Source organism: Streptomyces marincola, assembly GCF_020410765.1.
In the GTDB taxonomy this organism is placed as follows: domain Bacteria; phylum Actinomycetota; class Actinomycetes; order Streptomycetales; family Streptomycetaceae; genus Streptomyces; species Streptomyces marincola.
This window is the reverse complement of record NZ_CP084541.1, coordinates 1,263,570-1,281,098: the sequence shown is the minus strand read 5'-3', so window position 1 is coordinate 1,281,098 and position 17,529 is coordinate 1,263,570. Positions and strand designations below refer to the sequence as shown.

General features: G+C 73.0%; 16 protein-coding genes and 1 pseudogene. 11 read left to right on the top strand and 6 right to left on the bottom strand.

Translation table 11 applies throughout. The annotated features are described in order from the left end of the window. Window positions 1–69: 69 nt before the first annotated feature. Window positions 70–618 (bottom strand): DUF3043 domain-containing protein, encoded by a 549-nt coding sequence (locus tag LC193_RS05480; RefSeq protein WP_318842129.1) that lies wholly within the window; start codon window positions 616–618, stop codon window positions 70–72. A gap of 335 nt (window positions 619–953) precedes the next feature. Here LC193_RS05480 and LC193_RS05475 point away from each other — a divergent pair, with 335 nt between their 5' ends. The 4 genes from LC193_RS05475 to LC193_RS05460 are packed head-to-tail and all read left to right on the top strand — an operon-like array spanning window position 954 to window position 4,057. Continuing rightward, on the top strand, window positions 954–1,742 hold the full coding sequence (locus LC193_RS05475) for a PspA/IM30 family protein (protein ID WP_226078490.1): 789 nt from the start codon (window positions 954–956) through the stop codon (window positions 1,740–1,742). A 16-nt stretch (window positions 1,743–1,758) separates the two neighbouring features. After that, complete coding sequence (pspAA, locus tag LC193_RS05470) at window positions 1,759–2,037, top strand: PspA-associated protein PspAA (RefSeq protein WP_226072060.1); 279 nt, start codon at window positions 1,759–1,761, stop codon at window positions 2,035–2,037. A 59-nt stretch (window positions 2,038–2,096) separates the two neighbouring features. Beyond that, the gene (locus tag LC193_RS05465; protein WP_226072057.1) at window positions 2,097–3,386 is read left to right on the top strand and encodes a sensor histidine kinase; all 1,290 of its coding nucleotides are present in this window, start codon (window positions 2,097–2,099) and stop codon (window positions 3,384–3,386) included. Then, window positions 3,374–4,057 carry a response regulator gene (locus tag LC193_RS05460; protein ID WP_226072055.1) on the top strand — a complete coding sequence of 228 codons (684 nt, stop codon included), beginning with the start codon at window positions 3,374–3,376 and terminating at the stop codon, window positions 4,055–4,057. Before LC193_RS05465 ends, LC193_RS05460 begins: the two co-directional genes overlap by 13 nt. A 45-nt stretch (window positions 4,058–4,102) precedes the next feature. Here LC193_RS05460 and LC193_RS05455 read toward each other — a convergent pair whose 3' ends face one another. Together LC193_RS05455 and nadA are read right to left on the bottom strand one after the other, a co-directional pair. After that, window positions 4,103–4,966 (bottom strand): GNAT family N-acetyltransferase, encoded by an 864-nt coding sequence (locus LC193_RS05455; RefSeq protein ID WP_226072053.1) that lies wholly within the window; start codon window positions 4,964–4,966, stop codon window positions 4,103–4,105. 135 nt (window positions 4,967–5,101) lie between these two features. Then, window positions 5,102–6,289, bottom strand: coding sequence for a quinolinate synthase NadA (gene nadA / locus LC193_RS05450; protein ID WP_226072050.1), 1,188 nt, complete (start codon window positions 6,287–6,289; stop codon window positions 5,102–5,104). A 240-nt stretch (window positions 6,290–6,529) separates the two neighbouring features. Between nadA and LC193_RS05445 the strand changes: the two genes are divergently transcribed. After that, window positions 6,530–6,883 (top strand): HesB/IscA family protein, encoded by a 354-nt coding sequence (locus LC193_RS05445; protein ID WP_086161039.1) that lies wholly within the window; start codon window positions 6,530–6,532, stop codon window positions 6,881–6,883. Between the two features lie 135 nt (window positions 6,884–7,018). Here the strand turns inward: LC193_RS05445 and LC193_RS05440 are convergent, their stop codons facing one another. Next, window positions 7,019–8,719 carry a hypothetical protein gene (locus LC193_RS05440; RefSeq protein ID WP_226078919.1) on the bottom strand — a complete coding sequence of 567 codons (1,701 nt, stop codon included), beginning with the start codon at window positions 8,717–8,719 and terminating at the stop codon, window positions 7,019–7,021. A 248-nt stretch (window positions 8,720–8,967) separates the two neighbouring features. Here LC193_RS05440 and LC193_RS05435 point away from each other — a divergent pair, with 248 nt between their 5' ends. Beyond that, window positions 8,968–9,942 (top strand): carbohydrate kinase family protein, encoded by a 975-nt coding sequence (locus LC193_RS05435; RefSeq protein WP_226072049.1) that lies wholly within the window; start codon window positions 8,968–8,970, stop codon window positions 9,940–9,942. 33 nt (window positions 9,943–9,975) lie between these two features. On the opposite strand, the gene LC193_RS05430 is transcribed toward LC193_RS05435, so the two are convergent. Then, window positions 9,976–11,442, bottom strand: coding sequence for a cysteine desulfurase/sulfurtransferase TusA family protein (locus LC193_RS05430; protein ID WP_226072048.1), 1,467 nt, complete (start codon window positions 11,440–11,442; stop codon window positions 9,976–9,978). Between the two features lie 288 nt (window positions 11,443–11,730). Here LC193_RS05430 and ctaC point away from each other — a divergent pair, with 288 nt between their 5' ends. From ctaC to LC193_RS05410, 4 genes and pseudogenes are all read left to right on the top strand, one after another. Continuing rightward, window positions 11,731–12,696: an aa3-type cytochrome oxidase subunit II gene (ctaC, locus tag LC193_RS05425; RefSeq protein WP_226072047.1), complete on the top strand. Its 966-nt coding sequence runs from the start codon at window positions 11,731–11,733 to the stop codon at window positions 12,694–12,696. 53 nt (window positions 12,697–12,749) lie between these two features. Continuing rightward, a pseudogene (ctaD, locus tag LC193_RS05420) lies at window positions 12,750–14,417 on the top strand (aa3-type cytochrome oxidase subunit I); the annotation flags it as partial. Next, window positions 14,414–14,812 (top strand): cytochrome c oxidase subunit 4, encoded by a 399-nt coding sequence (locus LC193_RS05415; protein ID WP_226072046.1) that lies wholly within the window; start codon window positions 14,414–14,416, stop codon window positions 14,810–14,812. The pseudogene ctaD and the gene LC193_RS05415, both read left to right, overlap by 4 nt. Before the next feature lie 117 nt (window positions 14,813–14,929). Beyond that, window positions 14,930–16,267: a L,D-transpeptidase gene (locus LC193_RS05410; protein ID WP_226072045.1), complete on the top strand. Its 1,338-nt coding sequence runs from the start codon at window positions 14,930–14,932 to the stop codon at window positions 16,265–16,267. A 49-nt stretch (window positions 16,268–16,316) separates the two neighbouring features. Here LC193_RS05410 and LC193_RS05405 read toward each other — a convergent pair whose 3' ends face one another. Continuing rightward, complete coding sequence (locus LC193_RS05405; RefSeq protein WP_226072044.1) at window positions 16,317–16,718, bottom strand: DNA-binding transcriptional response regulator; 402 nt, start codon at window positions 16,716–16,718, stop codon at window positions 16,317–16,319. Window positions 16,719–16,851: 133 nt separating this feature from the next. Between LC193_RS05405 and ctaE the strand changes: the two genes are divergently transcribed. Next, window positions 16,852–17,472 carry an aa3-type cytochrome oxidase subunit III gene (gene ctaE, locus LC193_RS05400; protein ID WP_226072043.1) on the top strand — a complete coding sequence of 207 codons (621 nt, stop codon included), beginning with the start codon at window positions 16,852–16,854 and terminating at the stop codon, window positions 17,470–17,472. Window positions 17,473–17,529 lie beyond the last annotated feature (57 nt).

Below are 17,529 nucleotides of genomic sequence, written 5' to 3'. Positions count from 1 at the left end.
GAGGGCCGTGGACGCGGAGGGACGCCGGGCCGTGTCAGGCGACCGGGCGGCGGGCGCCGGGCCGGATCGTCAGCGCGGCGCCTCGCCCCGCTTGATCTGCGGCTTGGGCAGCCGCATGCGACGCATCTGCATGCTGCGCATCAGCGCGTAGGCCGAGGCGCCGCGCAGGCTCTCGTCGGGGAACCGGGTCCGCAGCTGCTTCTTCAGGCGCCTGCTCAGCAGCAGCGAGTCGAAGACGATCATCAGGATGACCGCGAGCCACATCAGCAGCGCGATGTTCCGCAGCTGGATCGACGGCATCATGCTCAGGATCAGGATGACGACGGCCATCGGCAGGAAGAACTCCGCCACGTGCCACTTCGCGTCCACGAAGTCGCGCGTGAACCGGCGGACCGGGCCGCGGTCGCGGGCGGGCAGGTGCCGCTCGTCGCCTGAGAGCAGCGCCTCGCGCTGCTTGGCCAGCGCGGCGCGCCTGGCCTCCTTGGCCCGCCTGGACGCCTCCTTGCGGCTCATCGCCGGCTTGACGACGGCGCGGCGCAGGGCCTCCGCCTCGCTGCGCTTGGGCGTGGGGCGCCCCTTGGGCGCCTGCGGGTCACGGACCTGGGGCTGCTCCGTCACGGTACGGGTGGCGGAATCTTCTTTCGAGCGGCTTCGGAACACGCCACCAGGGTACGTTCTCGCGCGCCTGCCCCCAATGGGTGAGGCGGGGGAGTCCCGGATGGGCCTCCGCGGGGGACCGGGCGGCACCCGGGCGACCCGGAGCCGCCGGGCGCCGGTGTCTACTCCTCTGGCGTGAGGGAACGGGCCGCGTGATCGTCCTGTGGGAGGAGTCATTCGCGGACGAGCAGTGCGCTAATGGATAAGGGCCCCGTAGGGTAGTAGGGGATCAGCAGCAGTATGGCCAGAGGTTCGAGCCGTCATGAAGGGGGCGCGCGAAGCCCATGAGCGGTGTCATGAAGCGGATGGGGATGATCTTCCGCGCGAAGGCCAACAAGGCCCTGGACCGGGCCGAGGACCCGCGCGAGACGCTGGACTACTCGTACCAGAAGCAGCTTGAGCTGCTCCAGAAGGTCAGGCGCGGGGTCGCGGACGTCGCCACGTCACGCAAGCGGCTCGAACTCCAGCTCAACCAGCTCAACGGCCAGTCCTCCAAGCTGGAGGACCAGGGCAAGAAGGCGCTGGCCCTGGGGCGCGAGGACCTGGCCCGCGAGGCCCTGACCCGGCGCGCGGCGTTGCAGCAGCAGGTGAGCGACCTCCAGCAGCAGCACGCGACGCTCCAGTCCGAGGAGGAGAAGCTCACCCTCGCGGCCCAGCGGCTCCAGGCGAAGGTGGACGCGTTCCGCACCCGCAAGGAGACGATCAAGGCGACCTACACGGCCGCCCAGGCGCAGACCCGCATCGGCGAGGCGTTCTCCGGCATCTCCGAGGAGATGGGCGACGTCGGCATGGCCATCCAGCGGGCGGAGGACAAGACCGCCCAGATGCAGGCCCGCGCCGGAGCCATCGACGAGCTGCTCGCCTCGGGCGCGCTCGACGACCCGACCGGGACCTCCAAGGACGACCTCACCGCCGAGCTGGACCGCATCTCGGGCAACTCGGACGTAGAGTTCGAGCTGGAGCGGATGAAGGCGGAGCTGGCCGGCGGCACCTCCTCGGGGCGGCAGGCCCTGGAGGGCGGCAACAGCGCGGGTGCCCAGCCCGAGACCCAGACGCAGGAATCCCCCAAGTTCGACAAGCAGTGAGTTCCTGGAGGGCATCGTGATCGTTCGGATCATGGGGGAAGGGCAGGTGAAGCTCGACGACAGCCACTTCCCCACGCTCAACGCGCTCGACGACGAGTTGATGGCGGAGGTGGAGTCGGGCGACGGGGACGGCTTCCGCAGGACCCTCGGTGCCCTGCTCGAAGCGGTCAGGACGATGGGCACCCCGCTGCCGGACGACGCGCTCGAACCGTCGGAGCTGATCCTGCCGTCGCCCGAGGCGTCCATCGACGAGGTCCGCGCGATGCTCACCGAGGACGGGCTGATCCCGGACTGACACCCGGGAGTGACCCGGGACCGACCCGAGCCGGAAGACCGAGACGAAGCCGCGAGGCCGTGACCTCTCCGCATCCGGTCCGCGCCGTCCACTGGCTGCGGACCCACCCCCGCGCGTTCGACGCGCTGCTCGCCGTGGGCGTCCTGGTGGCGATGCTGTGCGCGTCCGTGACCGTGGCGCGCCCACCGGACGGCGGCCCCGGCTTCGGCAAGCGCGACCTGCCCGTCCACACGCTGCTGCTCGCGGTGCTGGCCTGCACCGTGCTGGTGCGCCGGCGCAGGCACCCGATGGCCGTGCTCGTGGTCGTCGGCGCGCTGTCCCTGGTCGAGCTGGTGCTCGGCACCTTCTCGCACCGTCCCGAGGAGCGCCATTCCTCGTTCCTCATCATCCTGGTCGTCGCGCTGTTCACGGTGGCCGTCAGTACCGACCGGGCCACCACGCTGCGGGTGGGCACGGCCGTCGCCCTGGTGTTCACGCCGGCCGCGATGGTGCTGGGCGCGCAGCCCTGGTACGACCCGGCGAACCTGAGCGTCTTCGCGTGGACCGCGCTCGCGGCGGCCTCGGGCGAGGCGGTGCGCAGCCGCAGGGCCGCCGTCGACGCCATCTGGGAACGCGCGGAGCGGGCCGAGCGGACCCGCGAGGAGGAGGCGCGCCGGCGGGTCGCCGAGGAGCGCGTGCGGATCGCGCGCGAGCTGCACGACGTGGTCGCCCACCACATCGCCCTGGTCAACGTGCAGGCCGGGGTCGCGGCGCACGTCATGGACAGCCGCCCCGACCAGGCCAAGGAGGCGCTCGGCCACATCAGGGAGGCCAGCCGCAGGGCGCTGGGGGAGTTGCAGACCACCGTGGGACTGCTGCGCCACCGCGACGATCCGGTGGCGCCCACCGAGCCCGCGCGGGGCCTGGCGGTGCTCGACGAGCTGGTGGACGGCTTCGCGAAGGCCGGCATGGCCGTGACCGTCGAGGCCCCGGCGGCGGCCGGGCCGCTGCCTTCCGCGGTCGACCTGGCCGCCTACCGGGTGGTGCAGGAGGCGCTGACCAACGTGCACAAGCACGCCGGTCCCGAGGCGACCGCCCGGGTGCGCATCGTGCGCACGGGCACGGCGAACGACGCGGCGCTCGACGTCACCGTCGACGACGACGGCGTGGGCCAGGGGGGCGGGTCGGCCTCCGGCAGCGGGCACGGGCTCACCGGCATGCGCGAACGGGCCGCCGCGCTCAGCGGCACCTGCGAGGCGGGCCCGGGGCCGGAGGGCGGCTTCCGGGTGCGGGTGACACTGCCGCTCCAGGCCCCCAGGCAGGTCGCGCCCGCGGTCGAACACGCACGGCATGGAGGATGGTGCTCGTGATCCGGGTGGTGCTGGTCGACGACCAGGCGCTGCTGCGCAGCGCGTTCCGGGTGCTGGTGGACTCGGCGCAGGACATGACGGTCACCGGCGAGGCGTCCGACGGGGCGCGGGCGCTCGCGGTGATCCGCGAGGCCGGCGCGGACGTGGTGCTGATGGACATCAGGATGCCCGGCATGGACGGCCTCGCCGCGACCCGGGAGATCGGGGCCGACCCGGCGTTCGAGGGTGTCAAGGTCGTCATCCTCACCACCTTCGAGTCCGACGACTACGTGGTGGAGGCGGTGCGCGCGGGGGCCTCGGGGTTCCTGGGCAAGGGGGCGGAGCCGGACGACCTGCTGGCCGCCATCCGGCTCGTCGCGGCCGGTGAGGCGCTGCTGTCGCCCGCGGCGACGCGCGGCCTGATCGAGCGGTTCGTCGCGGAGGGCAGGGACCGGGACGCCTCCGCGCTCGACGCCTCGGCGCTCGACGTGCTGACCGCGCGCGAACGGCAGGTGCTGGCGGAGGTCGCGGCCGGCCTGTCCAACGACGAGATCGCCGGGCGGCTGTCGGTCAGCCCGCTGACGGTGAAGACCCACATCAACCGGCTGCTGACGAAGCTGGCGGCCCGTGACCGCGCCCAGCTCGTGGTCACCGCCTACGAGACGGGCCTGGTCCGCCCGCGGGCCGGCTGAGGCCGCGGCGCGCGGGCGCGTTCCCCCGGCGGCCCCGCGGGCGGCTCACAGGTACTGGACGGACGGCAGGTAGGGCGCGGGCGGGCGCATGCCGCGCAGGCACAGGAACCCGTCCGCCGACAGGTCGAGCCCGGCGGCGAGCCCGACGTCGACGGCCCACTCCTGCTCGGCCGTCAGGTGGCGGACCGAGGCGGCGACGCCGGGCGGCAGGCTCAGCAGGGCGGAGCCGAGCAGCCGGACGGCGATGCGGCGCGAGGTGGCCGCGAGCAGTTCGACGCGGCCCGAGTCGTCCAGGTAGCAGTAGCCGCTGCCGGCGAGGTCGTCGGCGACGACGACCCGGCAGTGCCGCAGCAGCTCGGTGTGGTCGGGCCCGTGCGCGGCGCCGCGCACCCGGCGGTCCACGGAGTCCATCAGGTCGCGGTGCGCGGCGCCGCCCTCGATGGCGGGCCCGTCGGGAGCGGCGAGCCGGCCGGCGTCCACCGCGCCGGTCAGTCGCACGGTGGGGTGCAGGGTGAACCCGGCGGCGCGGTAGAGGCGGGTCGCCGCCGGGTGCGGGCGGGCGCAGATCATGCCGCGCAGCACGCCCCGGCCGTACTCCGCCACGCGGCGCATCAGTTCGGTGCCCGCCCCCTTGCCCTGCGCCCGCGGCACGACGGCGAACAGCGACAGGCCCCACACGTTCTCGCGCAGGCAGGCCAGGGCGGCGCCCAGCGGCCGGCCCGCGTCGTCCTCGGCGAGCCAGCACCCGTCCGGGTCGGTGGTGACCAGGTGCCGCACCCGCCGCAGGAAACGGACGGCCTGCCGGTCCTCCGGCGCCCCGCCGAACGCTCCGTCGCCGAACGCGGCGGTGGCGACCGTGCGGACGGCCTCGGCGTCGGCGCGGCTGTCGCGCAGGCGGCGCAGGATCATGGCCCCATCGTGGCGCGGGCCCGCCCCCGTGGGCCAGGGGGCGTGCGGGGGCGCGGGGCTGTTGGTCCCCGCGCCGCCGCACGCCGTCACAGCGCTACCGCGCCACCGGGTCACCAGGGCACCGGGGCACTTGGGTCACGGCAGGGCCAGCATCCGGTCGAGCGCGACCCGGGCGAAGTGCGCGGTCTCGGGATCAACCGTGATTCGGTTGACCACCTTGCCGTCGGCCAGGGACTCCAGGGCCCACACCAGGTGAGGGAGGTCGATGCGGTTCATGGTGGAGCAGAAGCACACCGTGCGGTCGAGGAAGACGATCTCCTTGCCCTCGGGGGCGTACCGGGCGGCGAGCCGCCGCACGAGGTTCAGCTCGGTGCCGACGGCCCAGCGGGAGCCGGCCGGCGCCTCGTCGAGCAGCCGGATGATGTGCTCGGTCGATCCGACGTGGTCGGCCGCCGCGACGACCTCCTGCCGGCACTCGGGGTGCACCAGGACGTTCACGCCGGGTATGCGGGCGCGCACCTCGGTCACCGAGTCGAGCGAGAAGCGGCCGTGCACGGAGCAGTGGCCGCGCCACAGGATCATCTTCGCGCGGCGCAGCTCCTCCGGGGTCAGGCCGCCGCCGGGGCGGTGCGGGTTGTAGACGACGCAGTCCTCGGGCGCCATGCCCAGGTCGCGCAGCGCGGTGTTGCGGCCCAGGTGCTGGTCCGGCAGGAACAGCACCTTGCCGTTCTCGCCGGCCTGGGCGAACGCCCAGGTGAGGGCGCGCCTGGCGTTCGAGGAGGTGCAGACGGTGCCGCCGTGCCTGCCGGTGAACGCCTTGATGTCGGCCGAGGAGTTCATGTAGGTGACGGGCACGGTCGAGGCGGCCACGCCCGCGTCGGTCAGCACGTCCCACGCCTCGGCGACCTGCTCGGCGGTGGCCATGTCGGCCATGGAGCAGCCCGCCGCGAGGTCGGGCAGGATCACCTGCTGGGAGTCGTTGGTGAGGATGTCGGCGGACTCGGCCATGAAGTGCACACCGCAGAAGACGATGTACTCCGCCTCCGGGCGGGCCGCCGCCTCGCGCGCCAGCTTGAACGAGTCGCCGGTGACGTCGGCGAACTGGATGACCTCGTCACGCTGGTAGTGGTGGCCGAGCACGAACAGGCGGCTGCCGAGCCGTTCCCTGGCGGCGCGGGCGCGCCCGACCAGGTCGGGGTCGGAAGGCGCCGGCAGGTCGCCCGGGCAGTCGACGCCGCGTTCGCTCGCCGGGTCGGCGGCACGCCCCAGGAGCAGCAGGGCGAGCGGGGAGGGGGTGACGTCCAGGGGCTGGGCGGTGGTCACGGCACACAGCCTTCCTTCTGTTACTGGTCCGACGACTTTTCGTCGAATTGACGCAATGGATGATATCTTCTTCGCGTCAGTTTGACGATGCCGATAGCGTCAGTGTGACGCATTCCGCCCCACCGCCGGGTGTGCGAGCATGAGGGGAAAGGAACAAGGACGGCCCCGCCGGAATGAATCCGGCCCCCCGTCTGTTGGTGCACTCGCCAGAGCTTTCCGTACTACCCGGGAGATACTCAGATGTCCGTAACGGAAGAGACCGCTGTCAGCGGCGGCATCATCCTTTCCGACACGGCCGTGGGGAAGGTCAGGAGCCTGCTTGAGCAGGAGGGCCGTGACGACCTCGCGCTCCGCGTGGCGGTCCAGCCCGGCGGATGCTCCGGTCTGCGCTACCAGCTCTTCTTCGACGAGCGCTCGCTCGACGGCGATGTCGTGAAGGACTTCGACGGCGTGAAGGTGGTCACCGACCGCATGAGCGCCCCCTACCTGGGCGGCGCCTCCATCGACTTCGTCGACACGATCGAGAAGCAGGGCTTCACGATCGACAACCCGAACGCCACCGGCTCCTGCGCCTGTGGCGACTCCTTCAGCTGAGCCGCCCGCGGCCACCCGCACGGCGCGTGGCCGCGCCAGGACCGCGCACGAGGGACCCGGCACCCCAGGGGTGCCGGGTCCCTCACGCGTCCGCGCCCGCGCGAAACGGCCCCGCCGCGCGTCCCGCGGCCCCGCTCAGCGCACCGGCAGCTCGCGTCCGCTCTCGTCAAGAACGGTCCGGTCGCCGACCGGCGCGGCGAGGCGCACCTCGGCGGTCCGCTCCTCCGCGAGCATGACGCACACCCGCTCGGGGTCGGGGTTCGTGACCTCGACGCCCACCGTCACCTCGTCGGCGGACTCGCGCGCGACCGCCTCGTACTCGTCGCAGGGCGAGGCCCAGAACGTCACCGTCAGCGTCTCGTCCGACGCCTCGTACGGCGCGACGGACCACCCGCCGCCGTCACCCGCGGGCGCCTCGTCGGGCGTGCCCGGCTCGACGGGCCGAGCGGGGTCCGCGGGCCGGTCCGGCTCGGCCGGCTGCGCGGGCTCGGCCGGCTCGTCGGGCCGCGCCGGTCCGGCGTCCCCGGGCTCCGCCCGGTACTCGAACGGCACCGCGGGCTGGCTGCCCGCGAACGGCTCACCCGACGGCAGCGTGCCGCGGAACAGCCAGGACGGGACGAGCACCGGCTCGCCCTCCGCGTGGTTGAGCGCGAGACCGAACTCCGCCGTCACCTCGACCGGCTCCGGCTTCTCCGCCGGCGCGGGGCAGGTGCCCTCCGCCGCCGAGGACGGTTCGGCCGGCGCGCCGGCCGAACCGTCCTCGGGCACGGGCAGCGTGTCGGCCGGGGCACCCGGGCCGCACCCGGGCACGGGGCCCGGCGCGTCCGCCGCCCGGTTGTAGGCGTCGACCGCCTCCGCGACGCCCGTCACCGCGCGCGGCTCGCCCGCCTCGTGGGCGTGCAGCGTGCCGAAGGCCAGTCTCAGCTCCCCGGCCCCGCCGATGTACAGGTGGGTCTCGGTGCCCTGCACGGGCAGCCCGCCGACCTCGGGAGCGGCCCGCACGATCCGGTCGGGGCCCGCGACCTCTTCGGCCGTCACCTCCGAGCCGCCGAGGCCCAGGGCGTCGAGCACCGGTGCCGCGGCCGTCAGGGCCTCGTCCTTGGAGGGCGCCGCGCCGCCCGTGCCCCCCGTGCCCGCGTTCCCTGTGCTCGTATCCCCGGTGCCAGTATCCCCGGCACCCGCCTCGCCGCCGCCCGCCGCGTCCGCGCTCCGCGAGTCGCCGTCCCCCGCGTCCGCGCTCCGCGAGTCGCCGGCCCCCGCCTGCGCCGCGGCGTCGGGGCCGAAGTACCAGTGCCCCGGCGCCTCCTCGCCGACCCGCAGGGACAGGCCCCCGCCGTCCGCCGCGCCGGCCCTGCCGTGCCCGTCCGCCGCGGCCCCGTCGGCGCGCACCGTCCAGGACCCGTCCTCGCCCTGCTCGGGCGCCCCGGCCAGGCCGAGGGCCGCGCCGAGCCCGGCGACCCGCTCCTCGGTGACGTCCGCGAACCAGTGGACCGGCGCCTCCTCCGGCGCCGCGCCCGGCGATCCGGCCAGCCGCACCTGGGCGGCCCCCGACCACACGGCCCCCAGCTCCGCGCCGCCCGCGCCCTCCGCGGCGCCGACGGACCGCGGCGACGGCCCGTCGAGCACGAGCATCGCGGACTCGCCGCTCCCCGCCCCGCCCCCGGAATCGTCCCCGGTGACGGCCCGCGCGCCGTACAGGCCGCCGGCCGTCACCGCCACCGCGACGGCCGCCGCGACGACCGGCCACGCGCGCCGCGCCCGGCCCCCGGGAACGGGGCCGCCCGCGGCGCCGCCGCCCGCTGTCTCCGCCTCCTCGCGAGGCTTCTCGTCAGCCACTGCAATCGCTCCTCGGCTACTCGGGTCGCTCGGTGCCGTCCGGGGTGCCCGGCGCCCCGGACCCGGGCGCGGCCCATGACCCCCCTTGGACGGCGGCGCCCCGAAGCCGGTTCCCGCCGCCGGGCGTGCGCCGTTTCCGGCCTCGGAACGCCGTGCGCGAACCGTCGTGCGCCGTCCCGGCCGGGCCCACGCGCGCCCCGCGCTCGGTAGCCTGGTTCCCCCTGTCGCCTTCCCGGGAGCAGACCACCGTGCGTATCGCCGTTTCCGGCTCCATCGCCCATGACCACCTGATGACCTTCCCCGGCCGCTTCGCCGACCAGTTGGTGGGCGAGCAACTGCACACCGTTTCCCTGTCGTTCCTGGTCGACGCCCTCGAAGTCCGCCGCGGCGGGGTCGGGGCCAACATCGCCTACGGCATGGGCCAGCTGGGGGCCAGGCCCATCCTCGTCGGCGCCGCGGGCGCCGACTTCGACGAGTACCGGGCCTGGCTCGACCGGCACGGCGTGGACACCGGCTCGGTCCGCATCTCCGACATACTGCACACCGCGCGTTTCGTGTGCACCACGGACGCCGACCACAACCAGATCGGCTCGTTCTACACCGGCGCGATGAGCGAGGCCCGCCTCATCGAGCTGAAGTCCGTCGCCGACCGCGTGGGCGGCCTCGACCTGGTGCACATCGGGGCCGACGACCCCGAGGCCATGCTGCGGCACACCGAGGAGTGCCGCACCCGCGGCATCCCGTTCGCGGCGGACTTCTCGCAGCAACTGGCGCGCATGGAGGGCGAGGAGATCAGGACCCTGACCGAGGGCGCCGCCTACCTCTTCCACAACGAGTACGAGAAGGCGCTCGTGGAGACCAAGACGGGCTGGTCGGCCGACGAGGTGCTGAGCAAGGTCGGCACCCGCGTCACCACCCTCGGGCCGCGCGGCGTCCTGATCGAACGGGCCGGCGAGGAGCCCATCGAGGTCGGCTGCGCCGAGGAGGAGCGCAAGGCCGACCCGACCGGGGTCGGGGACGCCTTCAGGGCCGGCTTCCTCTCCGGTCTCGCCTGGGGGAGCACGCTGGAGCGGGCCGCGCAGGTCGGCTGCATGCTGGCCACCCTCGTCATCGAAACGGTCGGCACCCAGGAGTACACCCTCTCCCGCGGCCCGTTCCTCGAACGGTTCGCCAAGGCCTACGGCGCCGACGCCGCCGACGAGGTGCGCGTCCACCTCTCCTGAGCCGCGGGCGGCGGCCCCGCCGCCCACCGGGTGCTACGCCGTGCGCCGCACCCGGTAGGCGGTGCCGGGGCCGCCCTCGCGGGGCGCCTCGCCCAGGTACTCCTGGCCGCGCATCGCGCACCAGGCCGGGATGTCGAGCCGCGCGGCGGCGTCGTCGGCGAGCACGGTGATCACCCCTCCCACGCGCACGCGGGTGAGGTGCGCGGCCAGTTCGATCACGGGCACGGGGCAGCGCTTGCCCAGCGAGTCCACCGTGAACGCCTCCGCCCCGCCGCCGGCAGTGTCCCCCGTGTCCCCCGTGTCCCCCGTGTCCCCCGTGCTCGCCGTGCTCGCCGTTTCCGCCGCCGGGCCGTCGGCGGCCCCGGGCGGCAGCAGCTGCGCCCGCACCCCGGCCACCGCGTCCGGCAGGACCGCCAGGAACCGGTCCACGTCCTCCGACGTGGTGCCGGGCGGCAGCGAGACCCGCACGTTCCCCTCGGACAGCACTCCCATCGCGCGCAGCACGTGACTGGGCGTCAGGGTGCTCGACGTGCACGAGGAGCCGGACGAGACGGCGAACCCCGCCACGGCCAGCGCGTGCAGCAGCGCCTCCCCGTCGACATGGAGACAGGAGAACGTGACGACGTGCGGCAGCCGGTGCACGGGGTCGCCCACCACCACGGTGTCCGCGACCAGCTCGGGCACCCGCGCGCGGACGCGTTCCACCAGCTCGGACAGCCGGGCCGCCTCGGCCTCCGCCTCCGCCCGGAACGCGCGCAGCGAGGCCGCCGCGGCGACCACCGCGGGAATGTTCTCGAAGCCCGGCGCCCGCCCCGACTCCCGCTCGTCCGCGGGCCGCGCGGGCGCGAAGCGCACGCCCTTGCGCACCGCGAGCAGCCCCACGCCCCCGGGGCCGCCCCACTTATGCGCGCTCGCCGCGAGCAGCGACCAGGCCCCCGGCTCCGGGCCCCACGGCAGCGACTGGGCGGCGTCCACCAGCAGCGGCACGCCCGCCGCGCGGCACACCTCGGCGATCTCGGCCACCGGCTGCCGGGTGCCCACCTCGTGGTTGGCGGCCTGCACGCACACCAGGCCCGTGCCGCCGGGGGCGGCGGCCAGCGCGGCGGCCACGTCGGCGGGCGCCACCCGGCCGCCGCGGTCCACGCCGACCTCCGCCGCGGTGCCGCCCGCGTCGCGGTGCGCCGCCGCGGCGTGCAGCACCGCCGAATGCTCCACGGCCGAGACCAGCAGGTGCCGGCCGGCCCGCGCGCGGCCGGTGAGGGCGCCGGCGATCCCGGAGTGCAGCGCGTGCGTCCCCGAAGGAGTGAACGTCAGTTCGTCGGGACGGCACCCGACCGCCTCAGCGGCGGTCTCGCGCGCGGCGTCGAGCAGCATCCTGGCCCTGCGCCCCTCCCGGTGCGGGCGCGCGGGGTCGGCCCAGCCGTCGTCGAGCGCGGCGAGCAGGGCCTGGCGCGCGACCGGGTGCGGGGGCAGCGATGAGGCGGCGTCGAAGTAGGGCACCGCAGCACGCTAACGCCCCGCACCCGTCCGGCCGCGGGCGCGGTCGCGCCGTTCCCGTCCCGTGGCCGCCCGCCGTTCCCGGTCCCGTGGCCGCCCGCGCCGGCCGCCCGCGGCCCGCTCGGAGGGCGCCCCGGCGCGTTGACGCACCCTCCCCGCGTGCCGCCCGGGGGCGTCCAGTAGGGTTTGGTCCGCATAAACATCCAAACCCCTGCCCGTGTCAGGGCCGGCCCCCGCACTCCGCGCGAAGGCAAGCCCGGGCCATGGGCGAGACTCTCGGGAAGGCGCTACGTGAGTCCCAACGGCTCCGACCGCTCGTCGCGGCGCCCGATGCGGCGGACCCTGCCGCAGGCGCTGATCGCGGGCCTGGTCCTGGCAACCGCGACAGGTTGCACATCCGAGGACTTCCCCCGTCTCGGCATGCCCACCCCGGTCACGGAGGAGGCCCCGCGCATCCTGTCCCTGTGGCAGGGCTCGTGGGCCGCCGCGCTCGTCACCGGCGTGCTGGTGTGGGGCCTGATCCTGTGGAGCGTGTTCTTCCACCGGCGGTCGCGGACGAAGGTCGAAGTTCCCCCGCAGAACCGGTACAACCTCCCCATCGAGGCCCTGTACACGCTCGTTCCGCTGATCATCGTGTCGGTGTTGTTCTACTTCACCGCGCGGGACCAGACCGAGCTGATGAAGACGTCGGACGAGCCCGACCACATCATCAACGTCGTCGGTTTCCAGTGGAGCTGGGCGTTCAACTACATCGAGCCGGTCGGTGCCTCCGACAACGACGCGCGCACCGCTCCCGAACTCGCCTCGATCCCGGACCGGATCGCCGAGCGCTTCCCCGAGAACGCCGACGGCGTGTACGAGGTCGGGACGCCGAGCGACCGGAACGAGAACACCGGCAACCCCGGGCCCACCCTGGTGCTGCCCGAGGGCGAGACGGTCCAGTTCGTCCTCACCTCGCGGGACGTCATCCACTCGTTCTGGGTCGTGCCGTTCCTGATGAAGCAGGACGTGATCCCGGGCCACACCAACACCTTCGAGGTGACCCCGGACCGGCAGGGCACCTTCATGGGCAAGTGCGCGGAGCTGTGCGGCGTCGACCACGCCCGCATGCTGTTCAACGTCGAGGTCGTCTCCCCCGAGGAATACGACGCGTATCTACAGGAACTGGCCGACGCCGGCCAGACCGGCTACGTCCCGGCGGGCATCGAGCAGACCGACGCCGCCAGGAACGCCGAGACCAACGAGGGGCAGTCGTGACCATCCTCGACAAGAACCAGGCGTCGGACGTCGCACCCGCGATCTCCGCCGCGCGCCGGCGCGAGCCGGGCTCCATCGTGGTCAAGTGGCTCACCACCACCGACCACAAGACGATCGGCACCATGTACCTGGTGACGTCGTTCCTCTTCTTCGTCATCGGCGGCGCGATGGCGCTCATCATGCGCGCCGAGCTGGCCAGGCCGGGTACGCAGCTGGTCAGCAACGAGCAGTTCAACCAGCTGTTCACCATGCACGGCACGGTGATGCTGCTGCTGTTCGCGACGCCGCTGTTCGCCGGGTTCGCCAACTGGATCATGCCGATCCAGATCGGCGCGCCCGACGTGGCGTTCCCCCGGCTGAACATGCTGGCCTACTGGCTGTACCTGTTCGGCGGCCTGCTCGTCGTGGCCGGCTTCTTCACCCCGCAGGGCGCCGCGAGCTTCGGCTGGTTCGCCTACTCGCCGCTCTCCGACGCGATCCGCTCGCCCGGTGTGGGCGCGGACATGTGGGTGATGGGCCTGGCCCTCTCCGGCTTCGGCACCATCTTCGGCGCCGTCAACTTCATCACCACCATCATCTGCATGCGCGCGCCCGGCATGACGATGTTCCGCATGCCGATCTTCACCTGGAACGTGCTGCTGACCGGTGTGCTGGTGCTGCTCGCGTTCCCGGTGCTCGCCGCCGCCCTGTTCGGCCTTGCGGCCGACCGGCTGTTCGACGCACACGTCTTCGACGCGGCCAACGGCGGTGCGATCCTGTGGCAGCACCTCTTCTGGTTCTTCGGCCATCCAGAGGTGTACATCATCGCGCTGCCGTTCTTCGGCATCGTCTCCGAGATCATCCCGGTCTTCAGCCGCAAGCCCATCTTCGGCTACATCGGCCTGGTCGCGGCCACGATCCTGATCGCCGGCCTGTCCGTGACGGTCTGGGCGCACCACATGTACGTGACGGGCGCGGTGCTGCTGCCGTTCTTCTCGTTCATGACGTTCCTCATCGCGGTCCCGACCGGTGTGAAGTTCTTTAACTGGATCGGCACGATGTGGAAGGGATCGCTCAGTTTCGAAACGCCGATGCTGTGGTCGATCGGCTTCCTCGTGACCTTCCTCTTCGGCGGTCTCACCGGCGTCATCCTGGCCTCGCCGCCGCTGGACTTCCACATCTCCGACAGCTACTTCGTGGTGGCCCACTTCCACTACGTGGTCTTCGGAACGGTGGTCTTCGCGATGTTCGCAGGCTTCCACTTCTGGTGGCCGAAGTGGACGGGCAAAATGCTCGACGAGCGCCTGGGCAAGATCACGTTCTGGACGCTGTTCATCGGCTTCCACGGCACCTTCCTTGTGCAGCACTGGCTGGGTGCCGAGGGCATGCCGCGCCGTTACCCCGACTACCTGGCGGCGGACGGCTTCACGGCCCTGAACACCATCTCCACCATCAGCTCGTTCCTGCTCGGCATGTCGCTGCTGCCGTTCTTCTACAACGTCTGGAAGACGTGGAAGTACGGCGAGAAGATCGACGCGGACGACCCGTGGGGTTACGGCCGCTCGCTGGAGTGGGCGACGTCCTGCCCGCCGCCGCGGCACAACTTCACCACCCTGCCCAAGATCCGCTCCGAGTCCCCGGCCTTCGACCTGCACCACCCCGAGGTGGCGGCGCTCGACCGGCTGGAGAACGACGCCCGCCACGAGGCCGAGGCCCTGACCGGAAAGGAGGCGGGCCAGTGAGGATTCAGGGGCACCTGTTCGCCTGGATCGCCGTCTTCATGCTCGCCGTGGCCGTCGTCTACGGCCTGTGGTCGAAGGAGCCGGTCGGCACCACGGCGCTGTTCCTGTCCTTCGGGCTCTCCGCGATGATCGGGTTCTACCTGATCTTCACGGCCCGCCGGGTCGACACCGGGGCCCAGGACAACAAGGAGGCGGACGTCGCCGACGACGCCGGCGAGATGGGCTTCTACAGCCCGCACAGCTGGGCGCCCCTGGTGCTCGGCGCCGGCGCGGTCTGCGCCTTCATGGGGCCGGTCTTCGGCTGGTGGTTCCTGTACTTCACCGCCCCCCTGCTGGCCGTCGGCCTGTGGCTGTGGGTCTTCGAGTACTACCGCGGCGAGAACCAGAACCAGTAGCACCGGCACCGCCGGCGTACCGACGGCGCGGCCCCCGGGGGACTTCCCCGGGGGCCGCGCCGCTCGTTTGCAGTAGGCCGCCGCGCCCGGGACCGGGCGAGTCCGTACGTTGTGGCTATGAATCACAAAACCGCCCATAGCCGTAAGAAGCGCCTCATCCGCCTCCAGGGCCGGCACGGCCGTACGGGTGAGAAGAGCGGCATAAAACTTGGCTGCCTGCTCATACTCGCGCCGCTGCTCGCCGGGCTCACCGCCTGCGGTGGCGGCGGCCGGTCGCTCACCGGCGACCTCGTGGACGCCTCGGGCGCCCTGTCGTTCGGCTCGGCCGACGGCGAGAACGCCACCGGCGTCGACCCCGACCAGCCGCTGAAGATCAGCACCAAGGGCAGCGGAACGCGCATCACCGACGTCAGGGCCGCCGACGCGGGCGGGCGCCCGCTGGCCGGCGAACTCTCCGCGGACGGCCGCGGCTGGCGCAGCACCTCGCCCCTGGCCGCCGACGCCACCTACACGGTCCGGGTCAGCACGGAGAACAGCGACGGCGCCCCGGGACGCGGCGTGCACAGCTTCACGACGGCCCCGGCGGGGGGCGAGCGCCTCGACGTCACGTTCGGCCCGGAGCCGGGCACCTACGGCGTCGGCCAGCCGGTGACGGCCGAGCTGAGCCGTCCCGTCGACGACCCGGAGGAACGCGCGCTGGTCGAGGGCGCCCTGACGGTGACCTCGTCCCCCCGCGTCGAGGGTGCCTGGCACTGGGTGGACGGCACGAAGCTCCACTACCGCCCGCGCGACTACTGGCCCGCGCACGCCCGCGTCTCCGTGCGTTCCCACCTGGCGGGCCTGCCGATCCGGGAGGGGCTGCGCGGCGGCAACGGCAAGGCGCTCGACCTGACCACGGGGGACCGCGTCGAGGCCGTCGCCGACATCGCCGCGCACACCATGACGGTCTCCCGCAACGGCGAGGAGCTGCGCACGATCCCCATCACGACGGGCAAGGAGGGGTTCGCGACCCGCGACGGCAAGAAGGTGATCCTGGGCCGCGAGCAGTTCGTGCGGATGACCGGCACGAGCATCGGCATCGCGGCGGGCTCGGCGGAGGACTACGACCTGCCCGTCTACTGGGCCGCACGGCTGACCTGGAGCGGCGAGTACGTGCACGGCGCGCCCTGGTCGGTCGCCTCCCAGGGCTCGGCCAACGTCAGCCACGGCTGCACAGGACTGAGCACGGAGAACGCCCAGTGGTTCTACGAACTGGTCAGACCGGGAGACATCGTTGAGCACGTCAACGGCTTCGGCGAGGACATGGCGCCGTTCGGCAACGGCTTCGGCGACTGGAACCTCGACTGGGACCAGTGGCTGGCCGGCAGCGCCCTGCACGCGGGCGGCGGCGGGGACGCGGCAGGCGACGACCCGCGGCCCCTGCGCGGCTCCGGCCGCCTCCAGCCCCGCGTCTGATCCCCCGCCGCCCGGTCGGCGCGGGACCGGGCGGCGGGCGGGGGAGGCGTCAGACGGCCGAGGGCAGCCGCTCGCGCAGCAGCGAGGCCAGCGAGGCGGCCATGTCGGAGGGGTCGAGCGGGTGCGCCACGGTGGCGTCCGCGCGGCACCACGTGGCCAGCCACGCGTCCTGCGGGCGCCCGATCAGCAGCAGTACCGGCGGGCACGCGAAGATCTCGTCCTTGATCTGCCGGCACACGCCCATGCCGCCCGCGGGCGCAGACTCGCCGTCGAGGACGCACACATCGACCCCGCCCTCCTCCAGCGCGGCGAGCACCGCGGGCAGCGTCGCGACCTCCAGGTACTCGATCTCGGGGACGTCGGGGGCGGGTCGCCTGCCGGCGGCCAGCCGCACCTGCTCGCGGGTGGTGGTGTCGTCGCTGTAGACCAGCACCGTGGCGGTGCGCTGCATCGTTCCTCCGCGAGGTGGACGGATCTCGTTGGGCCGGATGCTACTCCGTCAGCGCCGGTGTGGGCAGTGCCGCGACCGCCGGGACACACCGAACCCCACCCCCGGGACAAGCCCCGGAAAACCGACCGACATAATGACGGGCGTGGCGACAGCAACAGCAGCAGAAACCGGGCACGCGATCCCCTCGGTCAACCGGCCGAACGTCACCAGTGTCGGAACCGTCATCTGGCTGAGTTCCGAGCTGATGTTCTTCGCGGCCCTCTTCGCGATCTACTTCACCCTGCGGTCGGTGACGGGGGCGGACTACTGGCAGGAGAACGCCGATACGCTCAATCTGCCGTTCTCCGGGGCCAACACCACGATTCTGGTGCTGTCCTCCCTCACGTGTCAGCTCGGTGTGTTCGCCGCCGAGCGGGGCGACGTCAAGAAGCTCCGCAAGTGGTTCGTGGTCACCTTCGTCATGGGGGCCATCTTCATCGGCGGACAGGTGACGGAGTACGTCGAGCTGGTGGTGCACGAGGGCCTCTCGCTGTCCTCCGGGCCCTACGGTTCGGCCTTCTACCTGACCACCGGCTTCCACGGGCTGCACGTCCTGGGCGGGCTGATCGCGTTCCTGTTCGTCCTCGCCCGCACCTATGCCGCTCGGCGCTTCACCCACGAGCAGGCGACCACGGCCATCGTCGTGTCCTACTACTGGCACTTCGTCGACGTCGTCTGGATCGGCCTGTTCGCCACGATCTACCTGATCAAGTAGCTCCGCCGACCGCACCGGACGCGCACCTTTCAAGCACCGACGCAGAAGATCCTGACA